Source organism: Caulobacter sp. GW821-FHT10F06, assembly GCF_058809215.1.
The window spans coordinates 429,235-455,456 of record NZ_JBXASK010000002.1 but is presented as its reverse complement, the minus strand read 5'-3'; the positions used below and the strand labels follow the sequence as shown (position 1 = coordinate 455,456).

The following is a 26,222-nucleotide window of genomic DNA, read 5'->3' as shown; positions in this document are numbered from 1 at the left end:
GGCGGTCAGGCCGCCTTGGGCAGGTCGAAGACGTGGTGGGCTTCGTCGCCGAGCACGCCGCGCCAGTGGAGGGCCTCGGTGGTGTGGCGCTTGAGGGCGCGACCCAGCAGGCCGAGGCTGGGACGCTCGCGCATCTCCCAGCCGTAGCGCGAGAAGCGGTCGCCGAAATCGGCCCAGCGGATCACCCGTCCGGCGGCGTCCTGGCGCCAGATCGCCTTGTCGCAACCCGGGATCCGGGCGCACGCCTCCCACGCCCGCACGCGGGTCTGGAGGATCGAAAAAGGGTCGGTGTTCAGACGGGCCATGACGCGCCCTCCATGGACTTGGATGGTGTCGAAAGTGAGTCGCCGAAACGACTCTCCCGACACAAACCTTCTACCACTTGTGTAAGAGCCATTCGCGCCCACCAGATGTGGTGTGACGCAATGCCGCGACGGTCGCGCTTCATGCTATTGGACCCGACGGACGGCATAGCCGCGCTGGCGCATCAGCTCGGGCAGGCCGTCGTCGCCGGCCATGTGCAGGGCCCCGACCACGACCAATTGGACGCCCGATCCGCGCATCTCCTGATCCAGCTTCTGCGCCCAGGCCAGATTGCGCCTGTGCAGCAGGGCGTCGTGCAACGCCGGGCGGTCGTGACGCAGGTGATCGACCAGCAGAGGCCCCAGCCGGTTCATGTCGCCATGCAGCCAGGCGGCCTGCAGGTCGACGCCGTTGCGCGGCGGGCTGAGCTGCTCGCGCACCACGTCGTCCAGATATTCCAGCTCCACCGGCTCGGGGAGGTCGGCGAAGATCTTCAGCTGCTCTTCCAGGGTCTCGAACACCGCCACCGGCTTGTCGGCCGCCTTGGCGCGGGTGGTGACGGTGGCGTCGGCGCCGCTGGCGACGCTGGCGCCGGCCTGGGCCATCGGCAGCACCGACAGCATCATCGCCGCCGCCCAGGGCCGCAGGCGATCCACCCGCTCCAGCGGCACGCCGCGCTGGTCCAGCAAGGGGCGGAGGGAGGCCACCGACACCGGCGGCAGCTTCTCGGTCAGCGAGCGGTTGGCGTCGACGCCGTAGCGGTCGACCAAGGCCTTGATCTCGGCGGGGCCGGCGTCGGCGCGGGTCTCGAACCAGACCTTGTCGGCGGCGGCGTAGGCGCGGTCGAAGGTGCGGGTGCGCCACTTCACGCCCGGCGACAGCACGTGCATCGATCCGAACAGAAAGATGCGGGAGTCCGCGTCGCGCACTTCCCACATGGCCGGCGCCGCCTGGGCCACAGCCCCCGCGCACCACACCGTCGCCGCTGTCAGGACAGAGGCGAAAAACCGCCCTCGCCCGTTCTTGAACTCACGCACCATACGCCTTGGCCCGACCGAAAATTCGTGAGCCTGAGCTAAGCGTGAGTCGGCTTAAGGTGGGGCTTAAGCGAGGCGCGACCTAACGCCCCAGGGACAGGTTGACTCAGGTCCAGGCCTTGAAGTGCTTGGACAATTTCAGGCCCTGGCGCTGGTAGTGCGACCCGCCCTCGCCGTACAGCCGCACCGGCCGGGCGGTCAGCGGCTCATAGACCAGCCGGGCGACGGTCTGGCCGTCCTCCAGCAGGAACGGCGTCTCGTGGCTGCGCACTTCCAGCACGCCCTTGGAGCCGACGGCGGCGGCTTCTTCCGTGCCGAAGCCCGGGTCGAAGAAGCCGGCATAGTGGACGCGGAACTCGCCGACCGACGGATCGATCGGGGTCATCTCCGCGGCTTCCAGCACCGGGATCTCGATGTCGTCCTTGGAGGCCAGGATGTAGAACTCGCCCGGGTCCAGCAGCAGCTCGCCATGGCGGGTCTCCAGCGGCTCCCAGAAGTCGCGCGGATCGTGGCCGTCCTCGTGGTCCAGGTCGACGACGCCGGCGTGGCGACGGCCGCGGAACCCGACGATGCCGCCCATGCCCGGCGACAGGTCGACGCCGACACTGCGAATGGAAAGTTTGGCCGGCTCGCCGCGCTTCAGGCGCAGCTGGTTCAGGCGCGTGCCCGTGCGCACCAGCACCGAGAAGGTCTGCGGCGCGATCTCCATATAGAGCGGACCCTCATAGCCGGCGTCGACATCGTCGAAGGCGCGGCTGTGATTGGTCAGCAGGCGAACGAACACGTCCACCCGGCCGGTCGAGCTCTTGGGATTGCCGCGCGCCGAGATATTGGCCGGCAGGGCCAGGCTCTCCTGCAGCTCGGCGATATAGACGCAGCCCTTTTCCAGCACCGCGCCCTTGGTCAGGTCCAGCTCGTGCATGGCCACGTCTTTGAGACGCTCGGTCACCTTGCGGCCAAGGCCCGGCAGGAACGAGGCTCGCACCCGCCAGGCGCGCGCGCCCAGGCGCAGGTCCAGGCTGGCGGGCTGCACCTGGTCGACGTCGAACGGCGTCTGGGAGGTGATCGCCTCCTGGGCGATGAGGTCTTCGATGTTTTGGCAGGGCAGAATCCCTGCGGAATGGGCGTCGGTCATCGGGGCGACAGTCGCTAAAGCTCGCCTGGAAGGCAAGGCTGGAGCGAGCCCGGCTCGCCTCAAGCAATTCTGATGTTGAAATCAGGCCTCCGCGCCTTGACCCTGCGCGCCGCTGAACCCCTTATGCCGGCCTTTCCGCGCCGAAGAAGGAACGCCCCGTGGCCGAGGACCCCAAAGACTGGGACATCGCGACCAAGCTGATCCGCGGGGGGCTGGCGCGGTCGCAATATATGGAGACCGCCGAGGCGCTCTATCTGACCCAGGGCTTCACCTATGACAGCGCCGAGGGCGCCGACCGTCGGTTCTCCGGCGAGGAGCCCGGCTTCGTCTATTCGCGGTTCAACAACCCGACCGTGAAGATGTTCGAGGACCGCCTGGCGCTGCTGGAAGGCGCGGAAGTCTGCCGCGCCCAAGCCACGGGCATGGCCTCGATCCACGCCGCCCTGATGGGCCTGGTGCGGGCCGGCGACCACGTCGTGGCCGGCCGCGCGCTCTTCGGTTCGTGCCGCTGGCTGATCGCCGAATGGCTGCCGCGCATGGGTGTCGAGACCACCTTCGTCGACGCCACCGACCCCAAGGCCTGGGAAGCGGCCATGCGGCCCAACACCAAGGCCGTGCTGATCGAGACCCCGTCCAACCCGGTGCTGGAGATCACCGACATCCGCGCGGTGTCGGACATCGCCCACGCGGTCGGCGCCAAGGTCATCGTCGACAACGTCTTCGCCACCCCGATCTTCCAGCAGCCGCTGAAGCTGGGCGCCGACGTCGTGGTCTATTCGGCCACCAAGCACATCGACGGCCAGGGCCGGGTGCTGGGCGGGGCGATCCTCACCACCGAGGCGATCAACGAAGAGTTCTATCGCGACATGCTGCGCCACACCGGCCCATCGCTGTCGCCGTTCAACGCCTGGGTGCTGCTGAAGGGCCTGGAAACCCTGGACCTGCGCGTCCGCCGCCAGACCGACACCGCCTTCGCCCTGGCCAATGTGATGGCCGAGCACAAGAAGACCCAGAAGGTGCTCTATCCCTTCCGCCACGACCATCCGGGCCACAACGTCGCCAAGATGCAGATGACCGGCGGCGGCACCGTGGTGGCGCTGGACCTGGGCTCGCGCGAAGCGGCGTTCAAGTTCCTGAACGCGCTGGAGATCGTCGACATCTCCAACAACCTCGGCGACGCCAAGTCGATGGCCACCCACCCGCCGACCACCACCCACCGCTCGGTGCCCGAAGCCGAACGCCCGCTGCTGGGCGTCACCGAAGGCGGCGTGCGCCTGTCGGTCGGCCTCGAAAGCCTCGACGATCTGACGCGAGATGTGACCCGTGCGCTCGACCAGGCGTGAGACCTCTCCCCCGCTGCAGCGGATTCGTCGGCGTCGCGGCGCCGACGGCGGCATCTATGAAGCCCGCACACGCGACATCGTCGTGCGCGTGGCGCCGGTTTACCAGCCCGAGGACTCCTCCCCTGACGACGGCCTCTATCTGTGGTCCTACACGGTGGAGATCGAGAACCACGGCGCCGAGACCGTGCATCTGGTCGCGCGCCGCTGGGCGATCACAGACGCCTTCAACCGCTGCAACGAGGTCGAGGGTTCGGGCGTGGTCGGCGAGCAGCCGGAACTGAAGCCGCGCGAGGCCTTCCGTTACGTCTCCAACTGCCCCCTGCCGACGCCGTCTGGCGCCATGCGCGGCAGCTACCAGATGATGACGGCGGACGGCGAGGTGTTCGACGCCGAGATCCCCGAGTTCTCGCTGCACCTGCCTGGCGCGGCGCGGCGGTATAACTAGGTCGACACACGCCTTCGGCGCGCAATTTTCATTGACACACCCATCGGTAAGGCAAAGTCTCGACAGATCGAAGCTTTGCTTGCAACCATGAGGTCGCCGATGACGCGCGGAATATCCTTCATGGCTCTGATGATGGTTGTGGTCGCCGCCTCAAGCGTCGCGGTGGCGTCTCAGGCCAACGCCCAGCGGCGGATCATTCCGACTCAAAATGATCCTCATGCCAGCATGTCCCGCCCTCGGCTCGCAGCCAGCCAGGGCCCGATCGACCTGCGCGCCACCTATACCCAGCGCAGGGCCCTGATGGCCTTGCCGAAGGTTCAGAAGGTGGTGAGCAGCGCCCTGGCCAATCCGGACAGCGCATCCTTCACCGACCTGCGGGTGGGTGACTACCGCCAGGCCGTGGTGATCTGCGGCACGGTCAGCAGCCGAAACGCAGATGGTGAGGCCGACAGCCGGCGCTTCATCGCCCGGTCAAACATCGCCACGCTGGAAAGCGCCGAAAACCACGACGCCTTCAGGGCCGGCTGGCGTCAGACCGGCTGCGGAATCTGATCGCTCCGGGCTCGTCGGCCAGAGACCAGACGCCGGCCTCCCTTCCCGGGGCGCCGGCGTCGTTGTATCAGACGGCGGCCAGGTCCAGCGCATAGACCCGCGAGCAATATTCGCAGGTCACGCGGATCTTGCCGTCGGGCTCGACCATCTCGGCCTTCTCTTCGTCGGTGAACGACTGGATGACCACGCCAATGCGGTCTTCCGAGCAGCGGCAGAAGGCGCGCAGCGGCTTTTCGTCCAGCAGGCGCACGCCGTCCTCGTGGAACAGGCGCCACAACAGGGTCGGCGTGGTCAGGGTGGGATCGATCAGCTCGTCTTCGCCCGTGGTCTCGAACAAGGCCCGCACGTGGGTCCAGGCCTCCTGGGTCTCGCCGCGCGTCTCGTCGCCCGCGATCGACTGGATCAGGATGCCGCCCGCGCGCCACTTGGGGCCCTCGCCGGTGTCGGCTTGGCCGACGGCCAGGCGCACGCGCGTCGGGGTCTGTTCCGACTGGTCGAAATACTGCTCGGCGCACAGGGCCAGGGTCTCGCCCTCGATCGGGGTGACACCCTGATAGCGGTCCATGTCCGGGCCCTGGTCCAGGGTCATGATGAACACGCCGCCGCCCAGCAGGGTCTTGGCGCCCGGCCGCACGAAGCCTTCGGAGACCTTGGCCACTTCCTCCGGATCGAACCGGCAATAGCCGCGCAGGCCGCCGCTGGTGTCGTAGTCGACCACGACATAGCGCACGGGGCCGTCGCCCTGGGCCTGGATGATCAGCCGGCCCTCGAACTTGAGGCTGGAGCCGACCAGGGCGGCGAGCGCACAGGCCTCGCCCAGCAGGTTGGCGACGGGCTCGGGATAGTCGTGGCGGGTCAGCACCTCGTCGACGGCGGCGCCCAGGCGCACGACGCGGCCACGCACGGGCAGGCCTTCGATCTGGAACGACGAAACGACGTCGTCGAGGACGGTGTTGGGGGCGATGTCGGTCATGGGGAGGCTAGATAGGGGGTGAAGATCGGAATTGCGAGGGCATCTGCTCACCTGCTCAAATTAACCCCGTCATCCCGGGCCTTGTGCCCGGGACCCCTGTGTCGGCTCGCACGGGAAATTCTCCAGAGCACCCGAACCTCACCGCTTCACCGTCCGCGCACCTGCGACGGACAGCGGGGTCCCGGGCACAAGGCCCGGGATGACGAAGTAAATTTATGCGTGTATTTTTATACAATGGTCGGAAGAGGTGCAGACATCGCCGTCTACATGATGGCCGATCATTATCGCGGCACGATCTACATCGGCGTCACGAGCCAATTCCAAACCCGCATCGTCCAACATCGGGACGGCCTGATCCCAGGCTTCACCAAGCGCTACGGCCTGAAGCGCCTGGTGTGGTTCGAGACCCACGAGCTGATGACCGCCGCCATCCAGCGCGAGCGATCGCTGAAGGAGTGGCGGCGGGACTGGAAGATCAACTTGATCGAACGAGACAACCCGCGCTGGGACGATCTCTACGCGGGAGTGTTCGAATGGACACCCGTACCGCGCCAAGTCTGAGCTACCCGATCGCCCCAAACGCCCAGGCCAGGACCGACTTCTGGGCGTGGATGCGGTTCTCGGCCTCGTCCCAGGCCAGGGAGCGCGGGCCGTCGAGCACGCTGTCGGTGACTTCCTCGCCGCGGTGGGCCGGCAGGCAGTGGAGGAAGACGCCGTCGGGCTTGGCGAGATCCATCAGGGCGTCGTCGACCTGATAGGGCTCCAAGGCCGCCAGGCGCTCGTCGTGATCGGTGTCGCCCATCGAGACCCACGTGTCGGCCACGACCACGTCGGCGCCGCGCACGGCCTCCTTGGGATCGTCGGTCATGGTCACCTGGCCGTTCAGTTCGGCCGAGCGCGCCAGATCCACCAGGTCGGGGTGATAGACCGCCGGGCAGGCGATCTTCAGCTTGAAGCCCAGCAGCGGCGCGGCGTGGATGAAGCTGGAGCAGACGTTGTTGCCGTCGCCGACCCAGGCGATGGTCTTGCCGCCCACGTCGCCGCGATGCTCCTCGATGGTCAGCAGGTCGGCCATGATCTGGCACGGGTGGCTCTTGTCGGTCAGGCCGTTGATCACCGACACGGTCGAGACCTGGGCGAAACGCTCGACGTCGGCGTGACTGTTGGCGCGGATCATCACCGCGTCGACCATGCGCGACAGAACCTTGGCGGTGTCCTCAATGGTCTCGCCGCGACCCAGCTGCATGTCGTTGGAGGTCGAGATGATGCCGCTGCCGCCCAACTGGCGGATCGCCGCATCGAACGAGAAGCGGGTGCGGGTCGAGTTTTTCTGGAAGATCATCGCCAGAACGCGGCCGTCGGCGGGCGCGTCGGCGTCGACCTTGCCCTTGCCCCAGCCGGCGCGGGCCGTCTTGCGGGCCTTGGCGTCTTCCAGCATCAGGCGCAGCGTGGCGCCGTCCAGCTTCCACAGGTCGATGAAGTGCCGGGGGGTGGTCATCTTGGGCCACGTTTCGAGATGCCGCCCTCGTCCTTCGACGGGCTCAGGATGAGGGCGAATGACAGTCCAAATTTCCTCGCCCTGAGCTTGTCGAAGGGCGAGGAAACGGTTGCGGATATCCTCTAGGCGGCGGCCTTGGCGCGCGCGACTTCACAAGCTTTTTCGAGCTTGGAGATCGCCTCGCTGGCTTCCTCGACGGTCAGGTTCAGCGGCGGCAGCAGCCGAATGCAGTTGTCGCCGCCCCCGGCGATCAGCAGCTTCTGGTCGCGGGCCATGACCATGAAGTCACGGTTGTTCGGGACCAGCTTGACGCCGATCAGCATGCCCTTGCCGCGGATGTCGACGATGACGTCCGGGAAGCGATCCTTCAGCCCGTTCAGCTGCTGGACGAAGTAGCCGGCCACCGTCTTGACGTTGTCGAGGAGCTCGTCGGTGTTGATCGCGTCGAACGCCGCCTTGCCCACGGCCATGGCCAGCGGGTTGCCGCCGTAGGTCGAGCCATGCGTGCCCGGCTGCATGCCGCGCGCCGCCTCGTTGGTGGCCAGGCACGCGCCGACCGGGAAACCGCCGCCCAGGGCCTTGGCCACGCACATGATGTCCGGCGCGGCGTCGACGCCGGCCCACTCATAGGCGAACAGCTTGCCGGTCCGGCCCATGCCGCACTGAACCTCGTCGAGGATCAGCAGCACGCCGGCCTCGCGGGTCATCAGGCGCAGTTCGATCAGCTGGGCTTCGGTCAGCGACCGCGCCCCGCCCTCGCCCTGCACGGGCTCGATGATCACGGCGGCCGTGGTCGGGGTCAGGGCGGCCTTCAGAGCGGCCATGTCGCCGAACGGCAGCTGGCTGTAGCCCGGCAGGCGCGGACCGAAGCCGTCCAGATAGCCGGCGTTGCCCGAGGCGTTGACCGCCGCGTACGAGCGGCCGTGGAACGAGCCGTCGAAGCCGATGATGTCCACGCGCTCGGCCTGGCCATTGACCACGTGATAGCGGCGGGCGGCCTTCAGGGCGCACTCGATCGCCTCGGTGCCCGAGTTGGTGAAGAACACCACGTCGGCGAAGGTGTGGGCGCACAGCTTGTCGGCCAGCGCTTCCTGCTCGGGGATCGTATAGATGTTGGAGACGTGCCAGAGCTTCTCGCCCTGGGTCTTCAGCGCGTCGACCAGGGTCGGGTGGGCGTGGCCCAGGCCGCAGGTGGCGATGCCGGCCACGCAGTCCAGGTACTCTTCGCCGGTCGTCGAGAACAGGCGCGCGCCTCGGCCTCGCTCGAACGCCAGCGGGGCGCGGTTGTAGACGCCCATGATGTGGTGTTGCGAGGAATTCGACGACGACGTCTGGGTGCTCAAGACGACCTCCCAAAAAGGAAAGAAGCCCCCGCGCTTTCGCACGGGGACCGGAAGGCCGCAGGTTGTCGCCGTGGAACGACAGTCTGTCAATGAAAGTACGGTGAATTTAGCGGCTTGGGTCGCCCCGGACACACCGCCTCAGGTCTTGAGGCGGTAACCCGTGCGGAACAGATGCCAGCACCACAGGAAGAGCCCGACGGTCAGGCCGGCCGTGGCCAGCACGCCGATCAGGATCGAGCCGTCGGCATGGCCGATGAAGCCGTAGCGGAAGCCGTCGATCAGATAGAAGAACGGGTTGAAGTGGCTGGCCGAACGGAACGGCTCGGGCAGCTTGTCGACCAGGTAGAAGGTGCCCGACAGGAAGGTCATGGGCATGATCAGGAAGTTGGTCACGGCCGCCAGCTGGTCGAACTTCTCGGCCCACAGACCGGCCAGGATGCCGGCCAGACCCAGGATCAATGAGGCGGCGATCCCGAAATAGAGGATCGGCCAGATGTGGGCCACGCCCAGACCCGCGCCCGGCAGAACGCCGATGACGATGGCGGTGACCGCCCCGACCACCACGCCGCGCGTCGCCGCGCCCAGGGTGAAGGCCGAGACCTGCTCCAGCGGCGACAGCGGCGGGGTCAGGAAGTCTGGCGTCAGGCCCATCATCTTGGCCTGGATTAGCGACGAGGACGAATTGGCGAAGGCGTTGTTGAGGATGGCCATCATGATCAGGCCCGGGGCCACGAAGTGGCCGAAGCTGACCCCGTCCACGGCCTGGCGCGCGGGGCCGACGGCGACCACGAACACCAGCATGTAGAGCAGCGTGGTGACCACCGGCGCGGCCACGGTCTGGGTGCCCACTTTCCAGAAACGGCGGATCTCGCGCTGGTAGAGGGTGAAGAAACCGCTCCAGTTCCAGCCGTGATAGTCGCGCGGCTGCGGCGGAATGACGCTGTCTGCCATGTCTCTCATAAGCTCGGATCCCGTATTCACCTTGGCCATGTGCGCCCGCACCGGTCGGGACGCAAGGTTAAGCAAATGCGAATCTACATCTAGTTTCTGTGGACAGACCACATGGCGCCTATTGTGCGCTTTAACACATTCTTTACGATATCTGGTAGGACGACCGCCGGCGGGGCGGTCACAGCACCAGATATGGGGTCCATGGCTTGGGGAAGCCAGGAACCCATAGGATGGCGGGAGATGGGTATGAGCTGGACCGACGAACGGGTCACGACCTTGAAGAAGCTCTGGCTGGATGGGCTTTCGGCCAGTCAGATCGCCAAACAACTCGGCGGCGTCACGCGCAACGCCGTGATCGGCAAGGTGCACCGCCTGGGCCTGTCGGGCCGCGCGGCGCCCTCGCAACCGGCGCGTCCGGCCTTCAAGGCCCCGCGTCCCGCCCGTCCCGCCGCGCAGACCATGCCGTCCGCGCCGCGCCGGGTGGTCACGCCTGAACAATCGGCCCCCGCGCCGATGGCCGCCGCGCCTTCGGTCGCGCCGCCGTCGCTGCCGGCCTATCGCAACGAAGAGCCGGGCTCGGCCACCGTGCTGACCCTGGGCGCGCATATGTGCAAGTGGCCGATCGGCGACCCCTCGTCGGACGGCTTCACCTTCTGCGGCCGTCGCTCCTCGGAAGGCCCCTACTGCGTCGAGCACGCCCGGGTCGCCTATCAGCCGCAACAATCCAAGAAGAAGGCCGGCCCGACCGAACTGGCCCGCTCGCTGCGCCGCTACATCTAGCGGCTGGCGAACACACAATAAGAACACGTCTCTCATGCGGCCCTCCCCGTTCGTCGGGGAGGGCCTTATGCTGTGCGGATGACCGACGTCGCCGCCTCTGATTCCAACGCGCCCGCCTATTCCGTCTCGGAACTGGCCTTCGCGCTGAAGCGCACGCTGGAGGACCGCTACAGCTTCGTGCGGCTGCGCGGCGAGCTCAGCAAGGTGACCCATCACGGCAACGGCCACGTCTACCTGACCATCAAGGACGACAAGGCCGCCATCGACGGCGTGGTCTGGAAGGGTTCCGTGCGCGGCCTGGGCGTGCGGCCCGAGCAGGGCCTCGAGGTCATCGTCACCGGCAAGATCACCACCTTCCCGGCCGGCTCGCGCTACCAGATCGTCATCGAGAGCATGGAGGCCGCCGGGGTCGGCGCGCTGCTGGCGCAGCTGGAGCGACTGAAGGCCAGGCTGCACGGCGAGGGTCTGTTCGAGGCGTCGCGCAAACGTCCCCTGCCCTCGATGCCTGCCGTGGTCGGGGTCATCACCAGCCCGACCGGCGCGGTGATCCGCGACATCCTGCACCGCATCCGCGACCGCTGGCCGTGCCATGTCCTGGTCTGGCCCGTCGTCGTGCAGGGCGAGCAGGCCGCCGTGCAGGTGGCGGGGGCCATTCGCGGCTTCAACGCCATCGCGCCGGGCGGACCCGTGCCGCGGCCCGACATCCTGATCGTCGCCCGGGGCGGCGGCTCGGTCGAGGACCTGTGGGCGTTCAACGACGAGACCCTGGCGCGCACCGTGGCGGCCAGCGACATCCCACTGATCTCGGCCGTCGGGCACGAGACCGACACCACCCTGATCGACTTCGTCTCCGACCGCCGCGCCCCGACGCCGACGGCCGCTGCCGAGATCGCCACGCCGGTGCTGGGCGAACTGCGCGCCCTGGTCTCGGACTACGACCGCCGCCTGAGCCGCAGCGGCGCGCGCCTGATCGAGGATCGCCGCACTCGACTGGTCGGCGCCGCGCGCGGCCTGCCCCGCCCGGCCGACCTGCTGGCCTTAGCCCAGCAGCGCTTCGACATCGCCGCGGGACGGCTCGACGCGGCTCTGGGCCGCAACACGGCCGTCCATGCGCAGGACCTGCTGAAGATCACCGCCCGCCTGTCGCCCGAGGCGCTGGAACGGCAGCGTCAGCTCAAGGCCAAGCGGCTCGAAGAGCTTGGCCTTCGACTGCAGGCTGGCGGAGGCCGCGTGTCTGATCGTGGCGGCGAGCGTTTGGCCAATCTCAGCAACCGCCTGAACGCCTGCGGCGCCCGCACCATCGATCGCGCCGAGGCCCACGCCCGCCTGCCGCTGCTTTGGACGCGCCTGCAGTCGGCGGGACAACGTCGCGTGCAGCGCGACGCCGACCGCCTGGCCAGCCTGGAAAAGCTGCGCCAGTCGCTCAATCCCGAACGGCCGCTGGAGCTGGGTTTCGCCTTGGTGCGCAAGGCCGACGGCTCGCTGGCGCGCTCGGCGTCCGACCTGGTGTCGGGTGAGCGGGTCAATCTGAAGTTCAAGAGCGGCGACCGCGACGCGGTCATCGGCGGCGAAGGCTCGACGCCCTACAGCCCGCCCATTCCCCCCGTGGCGACCCCGAAACCGGCCCGCCCCAAGCCGACAACACCAAAACCTGATCAGGGCAGCCTGTTCTGAGCCCCGACGCTGACGTAGAATGATCCGATGAACGCTTACGATCGCGACCTTGGAAAATCCGACGGCCCCGCCGTGCTGCACTATGGCGACGGCGAATTCGCCGTGATGTCGCCGGGCCGTTACGTGCTGTGCGCCATCACCGGCGCGAAGGTGTCGCTGGAGGCCCTGCGCTACTGGAGCCCCGAGCACCAGGAAGCCTATGCCGGCCCCGCCGAAGCCCTGAAGCGCTGGCAAGAGAAGAGCGCCTGAACCGTCGCGCGCTCCTGGCGGCCATGGCCCTGAGCGGCGCGGCCCCGGCGGCCTTCGCCGCCGCGCCGGGCCTGGCCTTGTCCGGAAAGTTCGTCCAGGGCGGCTACGCCATCGGCCGCACCGCGCCGCGCGCTTCGATCGACCTGGACGGCGAGGTCGTGGGCCAGGCCTCGGCGGACGGCTGGTTCGTGGTCGGCTTCGACCGCGACGCCCCGCCCCTGGTCCATATCACCGTGACCACCGCCAGCGGCTCGGCCACCCACGAGGCGCAGATCGCGCCGGGGACCTTCGATATCCAACGCATCGACGGCCTGCCCGCCGACCAGGTGACGCCCGAGGATCCGGTGCTGCTGGCGCGCCTGGTGGCCGAGGGCCAGCGCAAGGCCGTGGGCTTCGCCAGCCTCGCCGACCTCGACGCCTTCAAGGCCGGCTTCATCCTGCCGGTTGACGGCGCGCGCCGCTCGGCGCGGTTCGGCGGCCAGCGGATCCTCAACGGCGAGCCCAAGCGTCCCCATTTTGGGGTTGATCTGGCGGCTCCGATCGGGACCCCGGTGCGCGCGCCGGCCGCCGGCGTCGTGGCCTTCGCCGAGACCGGCCTGCATTACGAGGGCGGCCTGATCCTGATCGACCACGGCCAGGGATTGATCACCGCCTATCTGCACCTATCGAAAGTTGTTGTTTCCGCTGGGGAATCCGTGAGGCAGGGCCAACTGATCGGCGCCGTCGGCAAGGAGGGCCGGGCCACCGGTCCGCACCTGTGCTGGCGGATGAAGTGGCATGGCCGCAACCTCGATCCGTCGCTGCTCGTCGGAGCTGCGCCGCCTCGCCTGTAGCGCGAAAATAAACCAATCATTAGCCTTGATCTCAGTATGCAGAAGCTCTGCCGCGTGCTTAATCGCGCGCCACGGTTTCCGGGTCTGACGGGGAGACGACAACCGCATGTCGGCGGAGTTTGCGAACCTGCGCTTCCTTCTGGTGGACGATAACGACCATATGCGGTCGATCGTCGGCGCCATTCTGAAGGGCGTGGGCGTCAAGCATCTCCGCGAGGCCATGGACGGCGCGGAAGCGCTGCAGGCCATGCGCGAAGGCCCCGTCGACATCGCCATCGTCGACTTCAAGATGTCGCCGCTGGACGGCGTGCAGTTCACGCAACTGGTCCGCAACTCGGCCGACAGCGTCGACCCGTTCCTGCCGATCATCATGCTGACCGGCTTCGCCGAACGGAACCGCGTGTTCGAGGCCCGCGACGCCGGCGTGACCGAGATCGTGGTCAAGCCGGTGACGGCCCGCTCGCTGCTGGACCGGATCAATACGGTGATCTTCAAGCCTCGACCTTTCATCCGGTCGGAGGACTATTTCGGCCCGTGCCGTCGCCGTCGCGAGGAGGCCAACTACGAAGGTCCCTATCGCCGCAGCACCGACCCGAAGTTCCCGCCGGCCCAGCTCGACATCTAGGCCGTGCCGGACGCGTCCTTGGCGGCTTCGCGGGCGGCCAGCTCGGCATAGACCTCGTTGGGCCAGCGGCGGTGCACCCAGAACCACTCGGCGGGACGCTCGCGGATGCGCTCTTCCAGGAAGGCGTTGATCATCCTCACGCCCGCCTCGATATCGGCCTTGCGATCGCCGGTGTTAGGCGGGACGATCGGATCGTGCACCACGGCGCGGAACCGCGCGCCCTCCAGACGCTGCACGGACATCGGCTGCAGCACCGTGCCAAAACGGATCGCCATCCGCGTCGGCGCCGGCGCGGTGCGGGCGTCGTGGCCGAAGAACGGGGCGGCCACGCCGCCGTTGAACTTCTGATCGTTCATCAGGGCGACCGATCGCCCCTCCATCATGCCTCTCAGCATTTCGCGCGACCCGTCGCCGCCCTTGGGCGCGAACAGGCGCACGCCATAGCGGAAGCGACTGTCGCGGATGCGCTTGTCGACATAGGGGTTGTTGGCCGCGCGATAGGTCATTTCGCAGACCACGCCACTGTCGACGATGGCGGCCGGCATGACCTCCCAGTTCGACAGGTGGCCTGAAACGAAGACCACCGGGATCTTCTGCTCGGCGATCTCGGCAAGGCGCTCCTTGTTGACCACCTCGACCCGGCCGGTGGACGGCAAGATCTTGTCCATCAAGGGAAATTCGGCGAACGAGCGGCCCAGCCCGTCCCATTGCGCGACCAGCATCTCGGCCCGCCAGGCGGCGTCCTTTTCCGGGAAGGCCAGCTTCAGATTGCGCTCGGCCACCTTGTGGGCCCCGCTCATCGGACCAAAGGTGCGGCCCAGCCAACCGCCGAAGTCCGACGCCCGGTCCACGCCCATCAGGCGAACGGCTCCGATGAAGAGGTCAAAGCCCAGCGCTTCCAAGCGCCAAAGCAGGTCCTGGGCCCAAGGCCGACGCTTATCCGACATGGTGTCTTACTAGGCTGGCTTGCACGCACCGCGCAACGCTGCTTCGCCCGGCACGCGACTTGCGACCGTCAGTGCGGACCGTTCCGTTTCGGGACGCTCGATATCTAGCAGGGGGGCTTGGCTTCCATGGGTAACGACATCGACGTGCATCTGGGTAAGCGTCTGCGTCGTCGCCGCCGTCTTCTGGGTCTGACCCAGCAGCAACTGGCCGGCACGGTGGGCGTGCGTTTCCAACAAATCCAAAAGTATGAGTGCGGCGCCAATCGCATCTCGGCCGCTCGCCTCTGGCAGCTGTCCGAAGCGCTGGAAGTGCCGGTCGGCTACTTCTACGACGGCCTGTCCGACCAGGTGCGCCGCGAGACGGCTAGCGAAGCCGAGGGTGGCGAGATGTTCGCCCGCAAGGAGACGCTGGATTTGATCCGCGCCTACTACCTGCTGGGCGAGCGTCCGCGTCGTCGCCTGCTGGACCTGGCCAAGTCGCTGAACGGCGGCGAGCACGTCGACGCGTAACTCTCGGTGGCGTACCTGCGGCGAGGGCGTTAAACCCTCGCCCATGACGCTTTCCGCTGATCGGCTCGCGGCGCTCGACGCCTTCACCCTCGATCTCAACCGGGCTTCGGCGGCGGCGATCCTGCCGCTGTTCCGCGCCGATCATGGGCTCGAGGACAAGGGCGCGGGCAAGAACCTGCCTCGCGACAGCCACGCCGCCTTCGATCCGGTGACCGAGGCCGATCGCGGCGCCGAGGCGGCCATTCGCGCCCTGATCTCGGAACGCTATCCCGAACACGGCGTGATCGGCGAGGAGTATGGCGAGGATCGCCCGGACGCCGAGTTCGTCTGGGTGCTTGATCCGATCGACGGCACCCGCGCCTTCATTTCCGGCCTGCCGCTATGGACCACCCTGATCGGCCTGCGCCATCAGGGCCGCCCCGTGCTGGGCTCGATCGGCCAGCCCTATGTGGGTGAGGTGTTCATCGGCCACGCCGGCGGCTCGCGCCTGCTGTCGCGCGGCCAGAGCCATCCGATCCAGGTGCGCGAATGCGCGAACCTGACCGACGCCGTCATCGCCACCACCGACCCCGACGCCTGTTTCGACGGCGCCGAGCGCGGCGCCTGGCTGCAGGTGCGCGCCGCCGCCAAGCTGGCCCGCCTGGGCTGCGACGCCTACGCCTACGCCATGGTCGCCATGGGCAAGATGGACATGGTCATCGAGGCCGGCCTGAAGTCCTGGGACATCGAGGCCGCCATCCCCCTGATCGAAGGCGCCGGCGGCCTGGTCACCGACTGGCGCGGCCAGCCGATCGGCCAGAACGGCGGCCAGATGGTGATCTCGGGCGATCGCCGGCCGCTGGACGAGGCGCTGGTGTCGCTGCGACGGTCGGCGAAGTAGTCAGGCGCACGTCGCTAACCCGTCCGCCGTCTCGTCGAACGCCTTCCAGAACTGCGCGCGGCGCTCGTCGGTTTCGATCAGGATCTCGTGAAAGGCCCCCGGCACCTCCAGGTAGCGGCCGTTCGGAATGCGGCTGGCGATCGACTTGAGGTCGGCGTTCAGCACGCGGGTGTCCTCGCCGGCGCCGATGATGGTGACCGGGATGGTGATGGCCTCGACGCCGGGCGAGCGGCGCAGCCAGGCGCAGGCCGAGAAGGCGAAGTCCACCCAGCCCCACGTCGTGCCGCCCAAGGCGATGTCCGGGTCGCCGAGCAGCTGGGCGCGATAGCGCTCGTAGCGCGCCTGGTCGTGGGTCAGGGCGTCGCGCGCGAAGCTATGGGCGAACGGGTCGCCCTTGTCGCCCAGGGTGTAGTCGCCGGCCATGCCGGCGCGGGCGAAGATCCAGGCCAGGGCGCGCGCGGCGCGGGCCGGCTTGCCGCCGGTGTTGAGGCCCAGCATCGGCGCCGACAGCACGCAGGCGGAGAAGCGGCTCTCGCCGTGGGCCAGGGCCAGGGTCGTCAGGCACCCGCCCATCGAGTGTCCCATCGCGATCCAGGGCCTGGGCAGGCGGTCCTGGAAGGCGTCCAGCAGGGCCGCATAGTCGTTCAGGAAGGGCTTGAAGCCCTGGGCGTGGCCCTTGAGCCGATCCGGCAGGGCGCGGGCCGAGAGCCCCTGCCCTCGCCAGTCGTGGACGAGGACGGCGAAGCCGCGGTCCAGCAGGTCCTGGACAACCTCGTAGTACTTCTCGATCGGTTCGCTGCGACCGGGGCTGACGATCACCGAGCCGCGCGGCTTCCCCTCCGGGAAAAACGAAGCGGCGCGGAGGGTCGCCCCGTCCGCGCCGCTGAACCATTCGGCGGTTCCATGATCCGGAACAGGCGCCTCGGGAATCGAAACCAGAGGCGCGCGTTCCGGCATGGATCAGCGCATCTTCGCGAAGAGCGCCGCCATCTTGGACTGCAGCGCCATCGCCGCGCCCATGTCCGACAGCTTCAGCTTGCCGGTCATCACCGCCATGGTGGGGTCCAGCGAGCCGGCGCCGATGGCCAGCAGGTCGTCGATGCTGAGCGTCATGGTCAGGTCGGCGGGCAGGTCTTCGTTGGTGACCGAGCCTCCGTCGATGTGGATGACGCCGGCGTCCTTCAGATCGAACTTCAGGCTCTTGCCCAGGCCGCTGTCGTCGCCGACGGCGGTTTTGATGCGATCAGTGATTTCCTGGATGGTGGCCATGAGCGCGATCTCCCTCTGTGTTTCGCGTGGTGGTTGGCGTAGCTAGACCGGGCGGCGACGGCAAGTAAACACCGTTCAGACCCGAGACGATCTATTTCTTCCCGTCATAGAAGGCGACCTTAGTCGGGGACTTTGTCAACTTTACCCGTACGGCGCCCTTGAAGTCGGCGGGACGGAAATACGGCGCCTCGTTGGCTTCCGGCAGCGGTTGGGTGTGGCCGTCGGCGAAGACCACGACGCCGTCGCCGGCCTTGGGGAACCCCACGCCGGTCATCTTCGGGGCCAGCAGGGCCATGGGCCCGGCCGCCTTGCCGATGACGGCGTTGCCCTCGTTGACGGTCGCGGCCAGATCCTTGACGTCGTACTCGGTCGCCGGCTTCAGCGCCGTTTCGAACGACATCGTCACGCCCAGCTTGGCGTCAGCCGGCACGTCGAAGGCCACGGTGGCGCCGGCCTCCAGCTGCGCCAGGGTCGGCAGGCGCTGGAAGACGCCGTCGCCGTCCAGCGGCAGGGGCGAGCGCGCGCCGCCGGCCTCGACCAGCGTCGCCTTGACGCTCGGCGCGGGCTTGCCGTCGCGCTTGATAATATAGGCCAGCCTCAGGTGCGAGCGCTCCGCCGGCGGGACCTTCAGGAACTTGTCGAGGAACGGCAAGACCTTGCCGGCCGGCGCGGTCTTCTCGGCCAGGGCCGGGGTCGCGACGGCCAGGGCGGCGGCGGCCATCACGGCGATGCGGCGGCTCATTTGGGCTTCACAAACTTCAGGGTCATGCGGTCGCTTTCGCCGATGGCGTCGTACTTGGCGTGGTCGAAGCCCGGTTCGGCCGGCTCGCCGCGCGGCGACGACAGGCGGGTCGGCGGCAGGGTCCAGACGCCGAACGGGTGGTCCTTGGTGTCCTTGGGATTGGCGTTGATCTCGCTGGCGCCCATCGGGATGAAGCCAGCCTCCTTGGCCATCTGGACCACGTAAGCCTCCTGCACGTAGCCGTCGGCGGCCAGGACGTCCTGGATGCGCCCGGCCTCGCCGCGATGCTCCTCGATGCCCAGCACGCCGCCGGGCTTGAGGGCGGTCAGGGCGTCCTTGAAGGCCTTCTCGGCGATGCCGGCGGCCATCCAGTTGTGGAGGTTGCGCAGGAACAGCACGAGGTCGGCGCTGCCAGCCGGAGCCACGGGGCCGCTGGAGGGGCCAAAGCTGGTGATCTCGACCTTGCCGTAAAGCTTCTGCTTTTCGCTCAGCTTGCGCCGATAGGCCTCGACGATCTCGGCGGCGGCCGGATCGTTGGGGTCGGCCTCGAGCACGGCGGCGTAGAGCTTGCCGTTGGTGTCAGCCAGGAATGGGGCCAGGATCTCGGTGTACCAGCCCGCCCCGGGCCAGAACTCGACCACCGTCTGGCCAGGTTTCAACTCCCAGAACTTGAGGGTCTCGACCGGATGGCGCCAGATGTCGCGGGCCTTGTCGGCCGGCGAGCGCCAATTGCCGGCGACGGCGGCCTCGATGGTGTCGGCGCCCTTCTTGGCCGGCGCCTTGGGGTTTTCCTTGGCCTTCTTCTTTCCGCACGCGGTCAGGCCCGCCGCCGCGACGCCGACGATCAGGCCGCGCCTTGACCATGAAATCTCTGGAAGCATCGTCCCCCCGTCACTCTGCCGCCAGACTAGCGCCCGACCTTGGCCAAAAGGCGCCGTATCAAGCCGGTTTGCGGAAGCGCAGCGTCATGCGGTCGCTCTCGCCGATCGCGTCGTACTTGGTGCGATCGAAGGTCGGGTCGGCCGGCTGGCCGCTGGGCGCAGTCTGCTTGGTGGGCGGCAGGGTCCAGACGCCGAAGGGATGGTCCTTGGTGTCCTTGGGATTGGCGTTGATCTCGGACTTGGCGTCCAGCTTGAAGCCCGCCTTCTCGGCCAGGGCGACCACGGTGGCGGTGGCCAGATAGCCGCTGGAGCCGACCTCAGGCTTGGGATCGGCGCGGTGATCCTCGACCGCCAGAACGCCGCCTGGCTTCAGCACCGCGAAGAAATCGGCGAAGATCTTGTCGGCGACGCCAGGTTGCCCCGTCCAGTTATGGACGTTGCGGGCCGTCAGCACGAGGTCGGCCGAGCCCGGCGCGCCCAGAGGCCGGGAGACCGAACCGAAATTGACGTACTTGACCTTGCCGTAGCGGCTCTCGTCGGCGAAGCGGGCCTCGAAGGCCGCGCGGCCCTTCTTGGCGCCCTCGGAGATCTTCGGATTGGCCAGGTCGGCGACGCCGGCGATGTAGGTCCCGCCCGTGGCCTTGGCGTAGGGCGCCAGGATCTCGGTCCAGTAGCCGTTGCCCGGCACGACCTCGATCACCGTCTGATTGGGCTTGAGGCCCCAGAAGCTGAGGCTGTCATAGGGATGGCGGGCGCCGTCGCGGGCCACGTCCCCGGCCGGACGATGCGGCGCGGCCACCGCCGCCTTCAGGGCCGCGTCGGCGGCGAAGGCGGACGAGGCGGCCAGGCTCAAGGCGGCGGCGATCAGGAGGACTTGGCGACGGTGGGGCATCTGGGAGGTCTCTTCCGCGTCAGGTGCGGCGACCTTAACCGGGGGTTTGCGGCGATCAAGCCTTTCACCCGCAATGTTCGAAATGATCCCCTTGAAGTCGAAAACGGGCTTCCCACCTGTCTATCCGAAGGCGCTGGAAACCCGGGCCTTCCGGACCACGGGCGACGCCAATTCTGGGTCGCCAACGGTACGAACTTCAACACGCCTTGCTTTGAAAGAAGGATGTGACCATGCGTACGATCGACCTCTCGCCCCTGTACCGTTCGCTCGTCGGCTTCGACCGTCTGGCCGCGCAACTCGACGCCGCCGCCAACACCGAAACCGCCTCGGGCTACCCGCCCTACAACATCGAGCGGACCGACGAGAATTCCTACCGCATCGAGATCGCCGTCGCGGGCTTCAAGCCCGAGGAGCTCGGCATCGAGGTGAAGGAAAACCTCCTCACCGTCACCGGCCGCAAGCCGGCCAACGACGAAACCAAGCGCTACCTGCATCGCGGCCTGGCCGAGCGCAATTTCGAGCGCAAGTTCCAGCTGGCCGACTATGTGATCGTCACCGACGCCGCCCTCGCGGACGGCCTGCTGGCGATCTCGCTGAAGCGCGAACTGCCCGAAGCGTTGAAGCCGCGCACCATCGAGATCAACACCGCCTCCGCGCCGCTGATCGAAGGTGAAAAGGTCAAGGGCAACAAGGCCGCCTAATCGCGACCAGCCCTACGACCTTGTAGACCCCGCTTTGTAGACACCCCTCTCCGACTTCGGCGGCGCAGCGATGCGCCGCCTTTTTCGTTTGGGCCTAGTCCGACTAAGCCATGTGACTTGCTAGCCGACGGCGCGAGTGGAAGTCTGAAGGTCGAAGCTTGCGGAGAGCGCGGCCGATGCTGAGTGACTTTCTGAAACTCGTCGATCACAGCCTGCATGGCCGTTCTGGATCAGTATTCTATTCCGGCAAAGCCGCGTTATCGGAGCCGTCGGACGTCTACATTTTGGGCCTGAATCCTGGCGGCTGTCCCGTCCGACAATCAGCAGAAACTGTTGGCAAGCACGCAGCCGACGCATTGGCGCGCCCTTCGGATCACTGGTCAGAATATCTCGACGAGAGCTGGCACGGCCGTCAGCCGGGCTCATACAGAATGCAGCCGCGCATTCGGTATTTGCTTCAGCGCCTCGGCCGCCACCCGCACTCAACACCGGCAAGCAACGTCGTGTTCGTCCGCTCCAGTCGCGAAGCTGAACTCGCGAGCGAGAAAATCGATCTTCTGGCGAAATGCTGGCCGGTACATGAGGCCGTCATCGAGACTTTGGGCGTTCGCACCGTCATTTGCCTCGGCGGCACGGCAGGCGAATGGACACGCGCCATGCTCGCCGCTCACGCGCCGATCGGAACATTCGAGGAGAAGAACGCTCGACGCTGGAAGAGCGTCGCGCACGTAAATCCGTCGGGAATCGGCGTCACCACGCTCACTCACCCGAGCATTGCAAAGTGGGACGCGCCGCCAACTGATCCGTCGGACTTTGTCGCAAACATCTTGGCGAGGAGCTGATTTTACTCCGGCGCGGAGAGGTCCAGGCCCTGGGCTTGGGCGACGTCGCAGTCGCGGAAGCTGGCGCGGTGGGCGCGGGCGCCGGTGAAGTCTGCGCCGCGGAGGTCGGCGCCGTCCAGCACCGCTTCCGACAGGTCGGCCGTCTGGGCCATCACGTAGCGCAGGCGGGCCGAGGCGAGGTTGGTCTGGGTCTTGCGCTCTGGCCCCAGCGGCAGGGCGCAGAGGAAGGCCTGGCGCAGGTCGGCCTTGGTCAGGTTGGCGCCCGTGAGCTTGGCGCCGCGCAGGTCGGCCCCGCGCAGATTGGCTGCGCGTAGGTCGGCGTTCTGGAGATTGGCGCCCTGGAGCTGGGCTCCCGACAGGTCCAGCCCGACCATGCAGGCGCCCTTGGCGCTCATGGCGGTCAGGCGCAGGCCCTTCAGCCTGTCGCCGAGCGGCCGCAGGTCCTCGCCGTCGAGGCGCGCGCACTGGCCTTCCTTGCCGCCGGTCTGGCACCAGCGCTGGTTGTCGAGCGCGCGCTGATAGAGCTCCTGCGCCTTGGCCTGGGCCTGGGGCGTGACGGTGGTCAAGGCGCCGGTCATGCTGGCGCCCGCGGTCCGCGCGCTGGCGGTGTCGACGCCGGCCATCACCGAGCCCTGCAGGTTGGCGCCCTCGAGATTGGCGCCCTTGATGTCGGCGCCGTCGAGGATGGCCCCGGCCAGATTGGCTTCCTTCAGATTGGCGCCCGACAGCTTGGCGCCGCGCAGCGAGCAGTCGCTGAAGTCGGCCTTGAAGGCCGAGACGCCCTCGAACTGCGAGCCGTCCAGGGTGGCGCCCGAGAAGTTGACCTCGTCCACCTCGCCCTGGCGGGCCTCGTGGCGAAGGGTGTCCAGACCCTTGCGGGGATGCGGAATGGCGATCTGGCCTTCGCGGAAATCGGCCTGGGTCAGGTCGGCCTGGGCTAGGTTGGCGCCGCGCAGGCAGGCGCCGCGCAGATCGGCGCGGATCAGCACCGCCTGGCGCAGGTCGGCCTTGCGCAGGTCGCAACCGAACAGGTTGGCGCGATCCAGCTTGGTGCGGACCATGCGGCAGCCGTCGAGGACGGAGCCGGAGAAATCGGCGTCGACGAGGTTGCGGAAGGACAGGTCAAGACCGGACAGGTTGGTGAACTTCAGGGAGGCGCGCTTGCCGCCCTGCTTGCCGGTCACGAACTTCTCGTGAGCTCCCACGATCATGTCGAGCTCGGCTTGGCTGAGGCGTCGCCTGCCGGCCATGCTCTGCGCGGCGGTCATTCCAGTTATCTCCCCCCGGATCCAACGTCTTGAATCCGATCAACATGACAGCGAGCAACGAGCGAACGGTTAAGACCGCGCCAAATTGTCGCGTTCTCTAAATGACGTCGTCCAGCCCGCGCGCGCCCTGGCGTATGGCGCCGGTGACATCGACTTCCTTGAGCAGGGCGTTGGTGAAGTTGGCCCGCGACAGGTCGGCGCCCGCAAGGCAGGCCTGACGCAGGTCGGCCCGCGCCAGGTCGGCGTTCGTCAACAGCACGCCGGTCAGGTCGGAGGGCAGCAGGCGGTCACGGCCGATCAACAGCGGACCCAGCTGCGCGTCGCGCAAATCCGACCCCGACAGCTTGGCGCCCTTCAGCCGCGCGCCGCGCAGGTCGGCGTGGCGCAGGTTGCAGGCCCGCAGGTCGGCGCCTTCCAGCTGTGCGCCCTGAAGCTGCACGCCTTCCATGTCGAGGCCGTAGAACACCGCGCCCTTGGCCGAGAGGGCCGTCAGGTTGAAGCCGCGCACCGATTTCAGATTGCGCAGGTCGGCGCGGTCGAAGGCCGAGGGCTTGCCCTCCGCGCCGCCGGTCTCGCACCAGCGGGCGTGGTCGGCGATCATCTTCTCGTACGGCAGTTCGGAGATGTCGGTGCCCGAGGCCTTGTCGGTCAGGGCGCCTTCCATGTTGGTGTCGTTGACGTTCCACGACATCGTCTTGGCGCCGACCAGCACGGTGTTGCGCAGGTCCGCGCCGGCCAGATTCGCGCCCGAGAGATCGGCTCCGGCCAGGTTGGCGCCGTTGAAATTGGCTTGTTTCAGGTTGGCCCGGACCAGCTTGGCGTCCTTCAGGATCGCGTCGCTGAAGTCGGCCTTGGTCGCCACGATGCCCGACAGACGCGAGCGTTCCAGGTTGGCGCCGGCCAGCACCGCGCCGGTCGCATAGGCCTCGCGCTGGATGGGTTCGATGATGCGATAGCCTTCCTTGCGGTCGGCGGCCGCGATCGAGCCTTCGCGCAGGTCGGCTTCGAAAAGGTCGGCGCCCGTCAGGTTGGCGCCGCGCAGGCTCGAGCCGCGCAGGTCGGCGCGACGCATGGACGCATCGGTCAGATCGGCGCCCTGCATGTCCGCGCCATAGAGGTTGGCGTTGTCCAGCTTGGCCTTGCGCATGTCGCAGCCGACCAGCATGGCGCCGGTGAAGTCGGCGTCGCAGAGATTCCGGCCCGTCACCGACAGGCCGGAAAGGTCGCAAAAGGCGAATACGGCGCGCGCGCCACCCAGCCTAGCCGACCACAGGCGGTCGTGCTTGGCGCAGATGACGTCAACCTCGTATTGCGTCAGGCGCCGGTACTCTTGGCCTGCCGCCGCTGGGGCGCTCATGGTGTTCGCGATCGATCCCAAACCAGATAGATCGCGACCATGCCTGCTTCGGCATTAACGCAGCGTTTCCAAGGATTTCCGGCAGGGCTTAAGCGATGGGCGGCAGCTTCTCGGCCCGGCTCTCGTCCAGATAGCGCACGGCGACAGGCTTCAACCCGGCGTCCAGGTCGATGACCAGCGGGTTGCCGGTGGGAATCTCGACGTGAACGATGTCGCTGTCGGGCACCGAGAACAGGTGCTTGACGATGGCGCGCAGCGAATTGCCGTGCGCGGCGACCAGGACGGTTTCGCCCGCCGCCAGCTTCGGCGCGATGTCGGCTTCCCAGTACGGCAGCACGCGGACCAGGGTGGTGGCCAGGCTTTCCGTGGCCGGAAGATCCTTGCCGGCGTAGCGGCGGTCCTTGCTGAAATCGTACTCGCCGCCGGGCGCCAGTTCGGGCGGCGGGATATCGTACGACCGGCGCCAGATGGTGACCTGCTCCTCGCCGTGCTTGGCGGCGGTCTCGGCCTTGTTCAGACCCGTCAGGCCGCCGTAATGGCGCTCGTTCAGGCGCCAGTCCTTGGTCACCGGCACGAAGCTCTGCTTGGCGGCGTCCAGCGCCAGGTTGCAGGTGCGGATCGCGCGGGTCTGCACCGAGGTGAAGGCGTCGTCGATCTCGATGCCCGCGGCCTTGATCAGCTCGCCGCCCTTGCGCGCCTGGGCCTCGCCCTCGGCGGTCAGGTCCACGTCCACCCAGCCGGTGAAGCGGTTCTCGAGATTCCACTGGCTCTGGCCATGGCGAAGCAGGACGAGGGTCGGCATCGGGGCTCCTTGGGATTGTCACGGGCGGGCTAGGCCCACCGGAGAGCGACGTCAAGCGCTCCGCCGCCAACCGCCCCCTCCCCGTCCGCGCGACACATGCTATAGGCAGGCGCATGTCCGACCGCTTCTTCATGCCTCTCCTGGCGCTGATCGCCTTCGCCATGATCGCCCTGGCCATGGTCTGGCCGCAGGGCTACGGCGCGCGCTCGCCGGCCCCGTTCGGCCACACGCCGGTCCAGCAGACGCCGGAAATGAAACTGAAAATCCAGCGTGAGAAGGACGCCGCCCAGAAGCGCGCCGACGACGCCATCCGCGCGGTGAAGGCGGCCGGCGGCCAGGCCCAATGAGCGCCTTCGACGCCGTCGCGGTCGGCCAACGCGTGATCCTGGGCGAGGCCGACGCGCTTCGCAGCCTGTCGGAAAATCTCGGCGAGACCTTCGCCAAGGCCGTCGAGACCGTGTTCGACGCCAAGGGCCGGGTGGTCTGCACCGGCATGGGCAAGTCGGGGCACGTCGCGCGCAAGATCGCCGCCACCCTGGCCTCGACCGGCACCTCGGCGATGTTCGTCCACCCCGCCGAGGCCAGCCACGGCGACCTGGGCATGATCGGTCCCGACGATGTCGTGCTGGCCCTGTCCAAGTCGGGCGCCGGCCGCGAGCTGTCCGACACCCTGGCCTACGCCAAGCGCTTCTCGATCCCGCTGATCGCCATGACCGCCGTCGAGGGCAGCCAACTGGGCCAGGCCGCCGACATCCTGCTGCTCCTGCCCGACGCGCCCGAGGCGACGGCGGAGGTCAGCGCCCCGACCACCTCGACCACCTTGCAGATGGCCCTGGGCGACGCCCTGGCCGTGGCCCTGCTGGAACGCCGCGGCTTCACCGCCAGCGACTTCCGCGTCTTCCATCCCGGCGGCAAGCTGGGCGCGATGCTCAGCACCGTCGGCCACCTGATGCACGGCGAGGAAGAACTGCCCCTAGCCCACGCGGCCACGACGATGCGCGACGCCCTGCTGGTGATGAGCGAGAAGCGCTTCGGCGCCGTGGGCGTGCTGGACGACGCCGGCCATCTGATCGGCATGATCACCGACGGCGACCTGCGACGGCACATGGAAGGCCTGCTGGACCACCGCGCCGACGAAGTCATGACACGCGCGCCCCTGACCATCGGCCCCAACGCCCTGGCGGCCGAGGCCCTGAAGATCATGAACGAGAAGCGCATCACGGTGCTGTTCGTCGTCGACGGCGGGCGCCCGGTTGGCGTCCTACATGTCCACGATCTGCTCCGAGCGGGCATAATCTAGGCCGAAGTCACATTTCGACAATCGATGTCATGTGAGAACGCTAGCGGCCCGGCTTGATGGCGGCTAAAGCGACCTCTCAACTTTGATGCG

General features: G+C 67.7%; 31 protein-coding genes. 15 read left to right on the top strand and 16 right to left on the bottom strand.

What is annotated here, in order from left to right; translation table 11 throughout:
- Nucleotides 1-5: 5 nt before the first annotated feature.
- The 3 genes from AC1RUS_RS05335 to AC1RUS_RS05325 form a co-directional block, all read right to left on the bottom strand.
- Nucleotides 6-305 (bottom strand): hypothetical protein, encoded by a 300-nt coding sequence (locus AC1RUS_RS05335; protein ID WP_492913769.1) that lies wholly within the window; start codon nt 303-305, stop codon nt 6-8.
- Nucleotides 306-449: 144 nt separating this feature from the next.
- Complete coding sequence (locus AC1RUS_RS05330) at nt 450-1,343, bottom strand: TraB/GumN family protein (RefSeq protein ID WP_492913767.1); 894 nt, start codon at nt 1,341-1,343, stop codon at nt 450-452.
- A 103-nt stretch (nt 1,344-1,446) separates the two neighbouring features.
- Nucleotides 1,447-2,475 carry a 2'-deoxycytidine 5'-triphosphate deaminase gene (locus AC1RUS_RS05325; protein WP_492913765.1) on the bottom strand — a complete coding sequence of 343 codons (1,029 nt, stop codon included), beginning with the start codon at nt 2,473-2,475 and terminating at the stop codon, nt 1,447-1,449.
- A 158-nt stretch (nt 2,476-2,633) separates the two neighbouring features.
- On the opposite strand from AC1RUS_RS05325, the gene metZ reads away from it, so the two are divergent.
- The 3 genes from metZ (at nt 2,634) to AC1RUS_RS05310 (ending at nt 4,815) form a co-directional block, all read left to right on the top strand.
- Nucleotides 2,634-3,818, top strand: a complete 1,185-nt coding sequence (metZ, locus tag AC1RUS_RS05320) for an O-succinylhomoserine sulfhydrylase (protein ID WP_492913763.1) — start codon at nt 2,634-2,636, stop codon at nt 3,816-3,818.
- Nucleotides 3,799-4,263 carry a Co2+/Mg2+ efflux protein ApaG gene (gene apaG, locus AC1RUS_RS05315; RefSeq protein ID WP_492913761.1) on the top strand — a complete coding sequence of 155 codons (465 nt, stop codon included), beginning with the start codon at nt 3,799-3,801 and terminating at the stop codon, nt 4,261-4,263. Before metZ ends, apaG begins: the two co-directional genes overlap by 20 nt.
- Before the next feature lie 120 nt (nt 4,264-4,383).
- Nucleotides 4,384-4,815 carry a hypothetical protein gene (locus AC1RUS_RS05310; protein ID WP_492913759.1) on the top strand — a complete coding sequence of 144 codons (432 nt, stop codon included), beginning with the start codon at nt 4,384-4,386 and terminating at the stop codon, nt 4,813-4,815.
- Nucleotides 4,816-4,882: 67 nt separating this feature from the next.
- Here the strand turns inward: AC1RUS_RS05310 and AC1RUS_RS05305 are convergent, their stop codons facing one another.
- Nucleotides 4,883-5,788, bottom strand: coding sequence for an Hsp33 family molecular chaperone (locus AC1RUS_RS05305; protein WP_492913757.1), 906 nt, complete (start codon nt 5,786-5,788; stop codon nt 4,883-4,885).
- A 234-nt stretch (nt 5,789-6,022) separates the two neighbouring features.
- Here AC1RUS_RS05305 and AC1RUS_RS05300 point away from each other — a divergent pair, with 234 nt between their 5' ends.
- The gene (locus AC1RUS_RS05300) at nt 6,023-6,349 is read left to right on the top strand and encodes a GIY-YIG nuclease family protein (protein ID WP_492913755.1); all 327 of its coding nucleotides are present in this window, start codon (nt 6,023-6,025) and stop codon (nt 6,347-6,349) included.
- Between the two features lies 1 nt (nt 6,350).
- On the opposite strand, the gene argF is transcribed toward AC1RUS_RS05300, so the two are convergent.
- The 3 genes from argF to AC1RUS_RS05285 all read right to left on the bottom strand — a co-directional run bounded on the left by argF (nt 6,351) and on the right by AC1RUS_RS05285 (nt 9,589).
- Nucleotides 6,351-7,286 (bottom strand): ornithine carbamoyltransferase, encoded by a 936-nt coding sequence (argF, locus tag AC1RUS_RS05295; RefSeq protein WP_492913753.1) that lies wholly within the window; start codon nt 7,284-7,286, stop codon nt 6,351-6,353.
- 122 nt (nt 7,287-7,408) lie between these two features.
- A complete protein-coding gene (locus AC1RUS_RS05290) occupies nt 7,409-8,629 on the bottom strand; it encodes an aspartate aminotransferase family protein (protein WP_492913751.1) in 1,221 nt (406 codons plus the stop codon).
- 138 nt (nt 8,630-8,767) lie between these two features.
- Complete coding sequence (locus tag AC1RUS_RS05285) at nt 8,768-9,589, bottom strand: ABC transporter permease (protein ID WP_492913749.1); 822 nt, start codon at nt 9,587-9,589, stop codon at nt 8,768-8,770.
- 237 nt (nt 9,590-9,826) lie between these two features.
- Between AC1RUS_RS05285 and gcrA the strand changes: the two genes are divergently transcribed.
- From gcrA to AC1RUS_RS05260, 5 genes are all read left to right on the top strand, one after another.
- Entirely contained in the window at nt 9,827-10,360 is a 534-nt protein-coding gene (gcrA, locus tag AC1RUS_RS05280) for a cell cycle sigma 70 cofactor GcrA (protein WP_492913747.1), read from the top strand.
- Between the two features lie 78 nt (nt 10,361-10,438).
- Nucleotides 10,439-12,034: an exodeoxyribonuclease VII large subunit gene (gene xseA, locus AC1RUS_RS05275; protein ID WP_492913745.1), complete on the top strand. Its 1,596-nt coding sequence runs from the start codon at nt 10,439-10,441 to the stop codon at nt 12,032-12,034.
- A gap of 27 nt (nt 12,035-12,061) precedes the next feature.
- Nucleotides 12,062-12,283 carry a DUF2093 domain-containing protein gene (locus AC1RUS_RS05270; protein ID WP_492913743.1) on the top strand — a complete coding sequence of 74 codons (222 nt, stop codon included), beginning with the start codon at nt 12,062-12,064 and terminating at the stop codon, nt 12,281-12,283.
- 23 nt (nt 12,284-12,306) lie between these two features.
- Nucleotides 12,307-13,116, top strand: coding sequence for a M23 family metallopeptidase (locus tag AC1RUS_RS05265; protein ID WP_492913741.1), 810 nt, complete (start codon nt 12,307-12,309; stop codon nt 13,114-13,116).
- Nucleotides 13,117-13,222: 106 nt separating this feature from the next.
- Nucleotides 13,223-13,741, top strand: a complete 519-nt coding sequence (locus AC1RUS_RS05260) for a response regulator (protein ID WP_492913739.1) — start codon at nt 13,223-13,225, stop codon at nt 13,739-13,741.
- Here AC1RUS_RS05260 and AC1RUS_RS05255 read toward each other — a convergent pair.
- Nucleotides 13,738-14,688, bottom strand: coding sequence for a lysophospholipid acyltransferase family protein (locus AC1RUS_RS05255; protein WP_492913737.1), 951 nt, complete (start codon nt 14,686-14,688; stop codon nt 13,738-13,740). The two genes, AC1RUS_RS05260 and AC1RUS_RS05255, sit on opposite strands and share 4 nt — an antisense overlap.
- Nucleotides 14,689-14,805: 117 nt before the next feature.
- Here AC1RUS_RS05255 and AC1RUS_RS05250 point away from each other — a divergent pair, with 117 nt between their 5' ends.
- Both AC1RUS_RS05250 and hisN read left to right on the top strand, forming a co-directional pair.
- Nucleotides 14,806-15,198, top strand: coding sequence for a helix-turn-helix domain-containing protein (locus AC1RUS_RS05250; RefSeq protein ID WP_492913735.1), 393 nt, complete (start codon nt 14,806-14,808; stop codon nt 15,196-15,198).
- A 43-nt stretch (nt 15,199-15,241) separates the two neighbouring features.
- On the top strand, nt 15,242-16,078 hold the full coding sequence (gene hisN / locus AC1RUS_RS05245) for a histidinol-phosphatase (protein WP_492913733.1): 837 nt from the start codon (nt 15,242-15,244) through the stop codon (nt 16,076-16,078).
- On the opposite strand, the gene AC1RUS_RS05240 is transcribed toward hisN, so the two are convergent.
- The 5 genes from AC1RUS_RS05240 to AC1RUS_RS05220 form a co-directional block, all read right to left on the bottom strand.
- Entirely contained in the window at nt 16,079-17,035 is a 957-nt protein-coding gene (locus tag AC1RUS_RS05240; protein ID WP_492913731.1) for an alpha/beta fold hydrolase, read from the bottom strand.
- 3 nt (nt 17,036-17,038) lie between these two features.
- Nucleotides 17,039-17,347 (bottom strand): SCP2 sterol-binding domain-containing protein, encoded by a 309-nt coding sequence (locus AC1RUS_RS05235; RefSeq protein ID WP_492913729.1) that lies wholly within the window; start codon nt 17,345-17,347, stop codon nt 17,039-17,041.
- Between the two features lie 91 nt (nt 17,348-17,438).
- Nucleotides 17,439-18,089: a hypothetical protein gene (locus AC1RUS_RS05230; RefSeq protein ID WP_492913727.1), complete on the bottom strand. Its 651-nt coding sequence runs from the start codon at nt 18,087-18,089 to the stop codon at nt 17,439-17,441.
- The gene (locus AC1RUS_RS05225; RefSeq protein ID WP_492913725.1) at nt 18,086-18,970 is read right to left on the bottom strand and encodes a class I SAM-dependent methyltransferase; all 885 of its coding nucleotides are present in this window, start codon (nt 18,968-18,970) and stop codon (nt 18,086-18,088) included. The genes AC1RUS_RS05230 and AC1RUS_RS05225 overlap by 4 nt, the downstream gene beginning before the upstream one ends.
- A 58-nt stretch (nt 18,971-19,028) precedes the next feature.
- Nucleotides 19,029-19,862, bottom strand: a complete 834-nt coding sequence (locus tag AC1RUS_RS05220) for a class I SAM-dependent methyltransferase (RefSeq protein ID WP_492913723.1) — start codon at nt 19,860-19,862, stop codon at nt 19,029-19,031.
- 230 nt (nt 19,863-20,092) lie between these two features.
- Here AC1RUS_RS05220 and AC1RUS_RS05215 point away from each other — a divergent pair, with 230 nt between their 5' ends.
- Nucleotides 20,093-20,563 carry an Hsp20 family protein gene (locus AC1RUS_RS05215; protein WP_492913721.1) on the top strand — a complete coding sequence of 157 codons (471 nt, stop codon included), beginning with the start codon at nt 20,093-20,095 and terminating at the stop codon, nt 20,561-20,563.
- Between the two features lie 176 nt (nt 20,564-20,739).
- Complete coding sequence (locus AC1RUS_RS05210) at nt 20,740-21,405, top strand: uracil-DNA glycosylase family protein (protein WP_492913719.1); 666 nt, start codon at nt 20,740-20,742, stop codon at nt 21,403-21,405.
- A gap of 2 nt (nt 21,406-21,407) precedes the next feature.
- Here the strand turns inward: AC1RUS_RS05210 and AC1RUS_RS05205 are convergent, their stop codons facing one another.
- From AC1RUS_RS05205 to gpmA, 3 genes are all read right to left on the bottom strand, one after another.
- A complete protein-coding gene (locus AC1RUS_RS05205; protein WP_492913717.1) occupies nt 21,408-22,673 on the bottom strand; it encodes a pentapeptide repeat-containing protein in 1,266 nt (421 codons plus the stop codon).
- A gap of 97 nt (nt 22,674-22,770) precedes the next feature.
- On the bottom strand, nt 22,771-24,030 hold the full coding sequence (locus AC1RUS_RS05200) for a pentapeptide repeat-containing protein (protein WP_492913715.1): 1,260 nt from the start codon (nt 24,028-24,030) through the stop codon (nt 22,771-22,773).
- Nucleotides 24,031-24,118: 88 nt separating this feature from the next.
- Nucleotides 24,119-24,832 carry a 2,3-diphosphoglycerate-dependent phosphoglycerate mutase gene (gene gpmA, locus AC1RUS_RS05195; protein WP_492913713.1) on the bottom strand — a complete coding sequence of 238 codons (714 nt, stop codon included), beginning with the start codon at nt 24,830-24,832 and terminating at the stop codon, nt 24,119-24,121.
- A gap of 113 nt (nt 24,833-24,945) precedes the next feature.
- Between gpmA and AC1RUS_RS05190 the strand changes: the two genes are divergently transcribed.
- Nucleotides 24,946-25,179, top strand: a complete 234-nt coding sequence (locus tag AC1RUS_RS05190) for a hypothetical protein (RefSeq protein ID WP_492913711.1) — start codon at nt 24,946-24,948, stop codon at nt 25,177-25,179.
- Nucleotides 25,176-26,132, top strand: a complete 957-nt coding sequence (locus AC1RUS_RS05185) for a KpsF/GutQ family sugar-phosphate isomerase (protein ID WP_492913709.1) — start codon at nt 25,176-25,178, stop codon at nt 26,130-26,132. Before AC1RUS_RS05190 ends, AC1RUS_RS05185 begins: the two co-directional genes overlap by 4 nt.
- Nucleotides 26,133-26,222 lie beyond the last annotated feature (90 nt).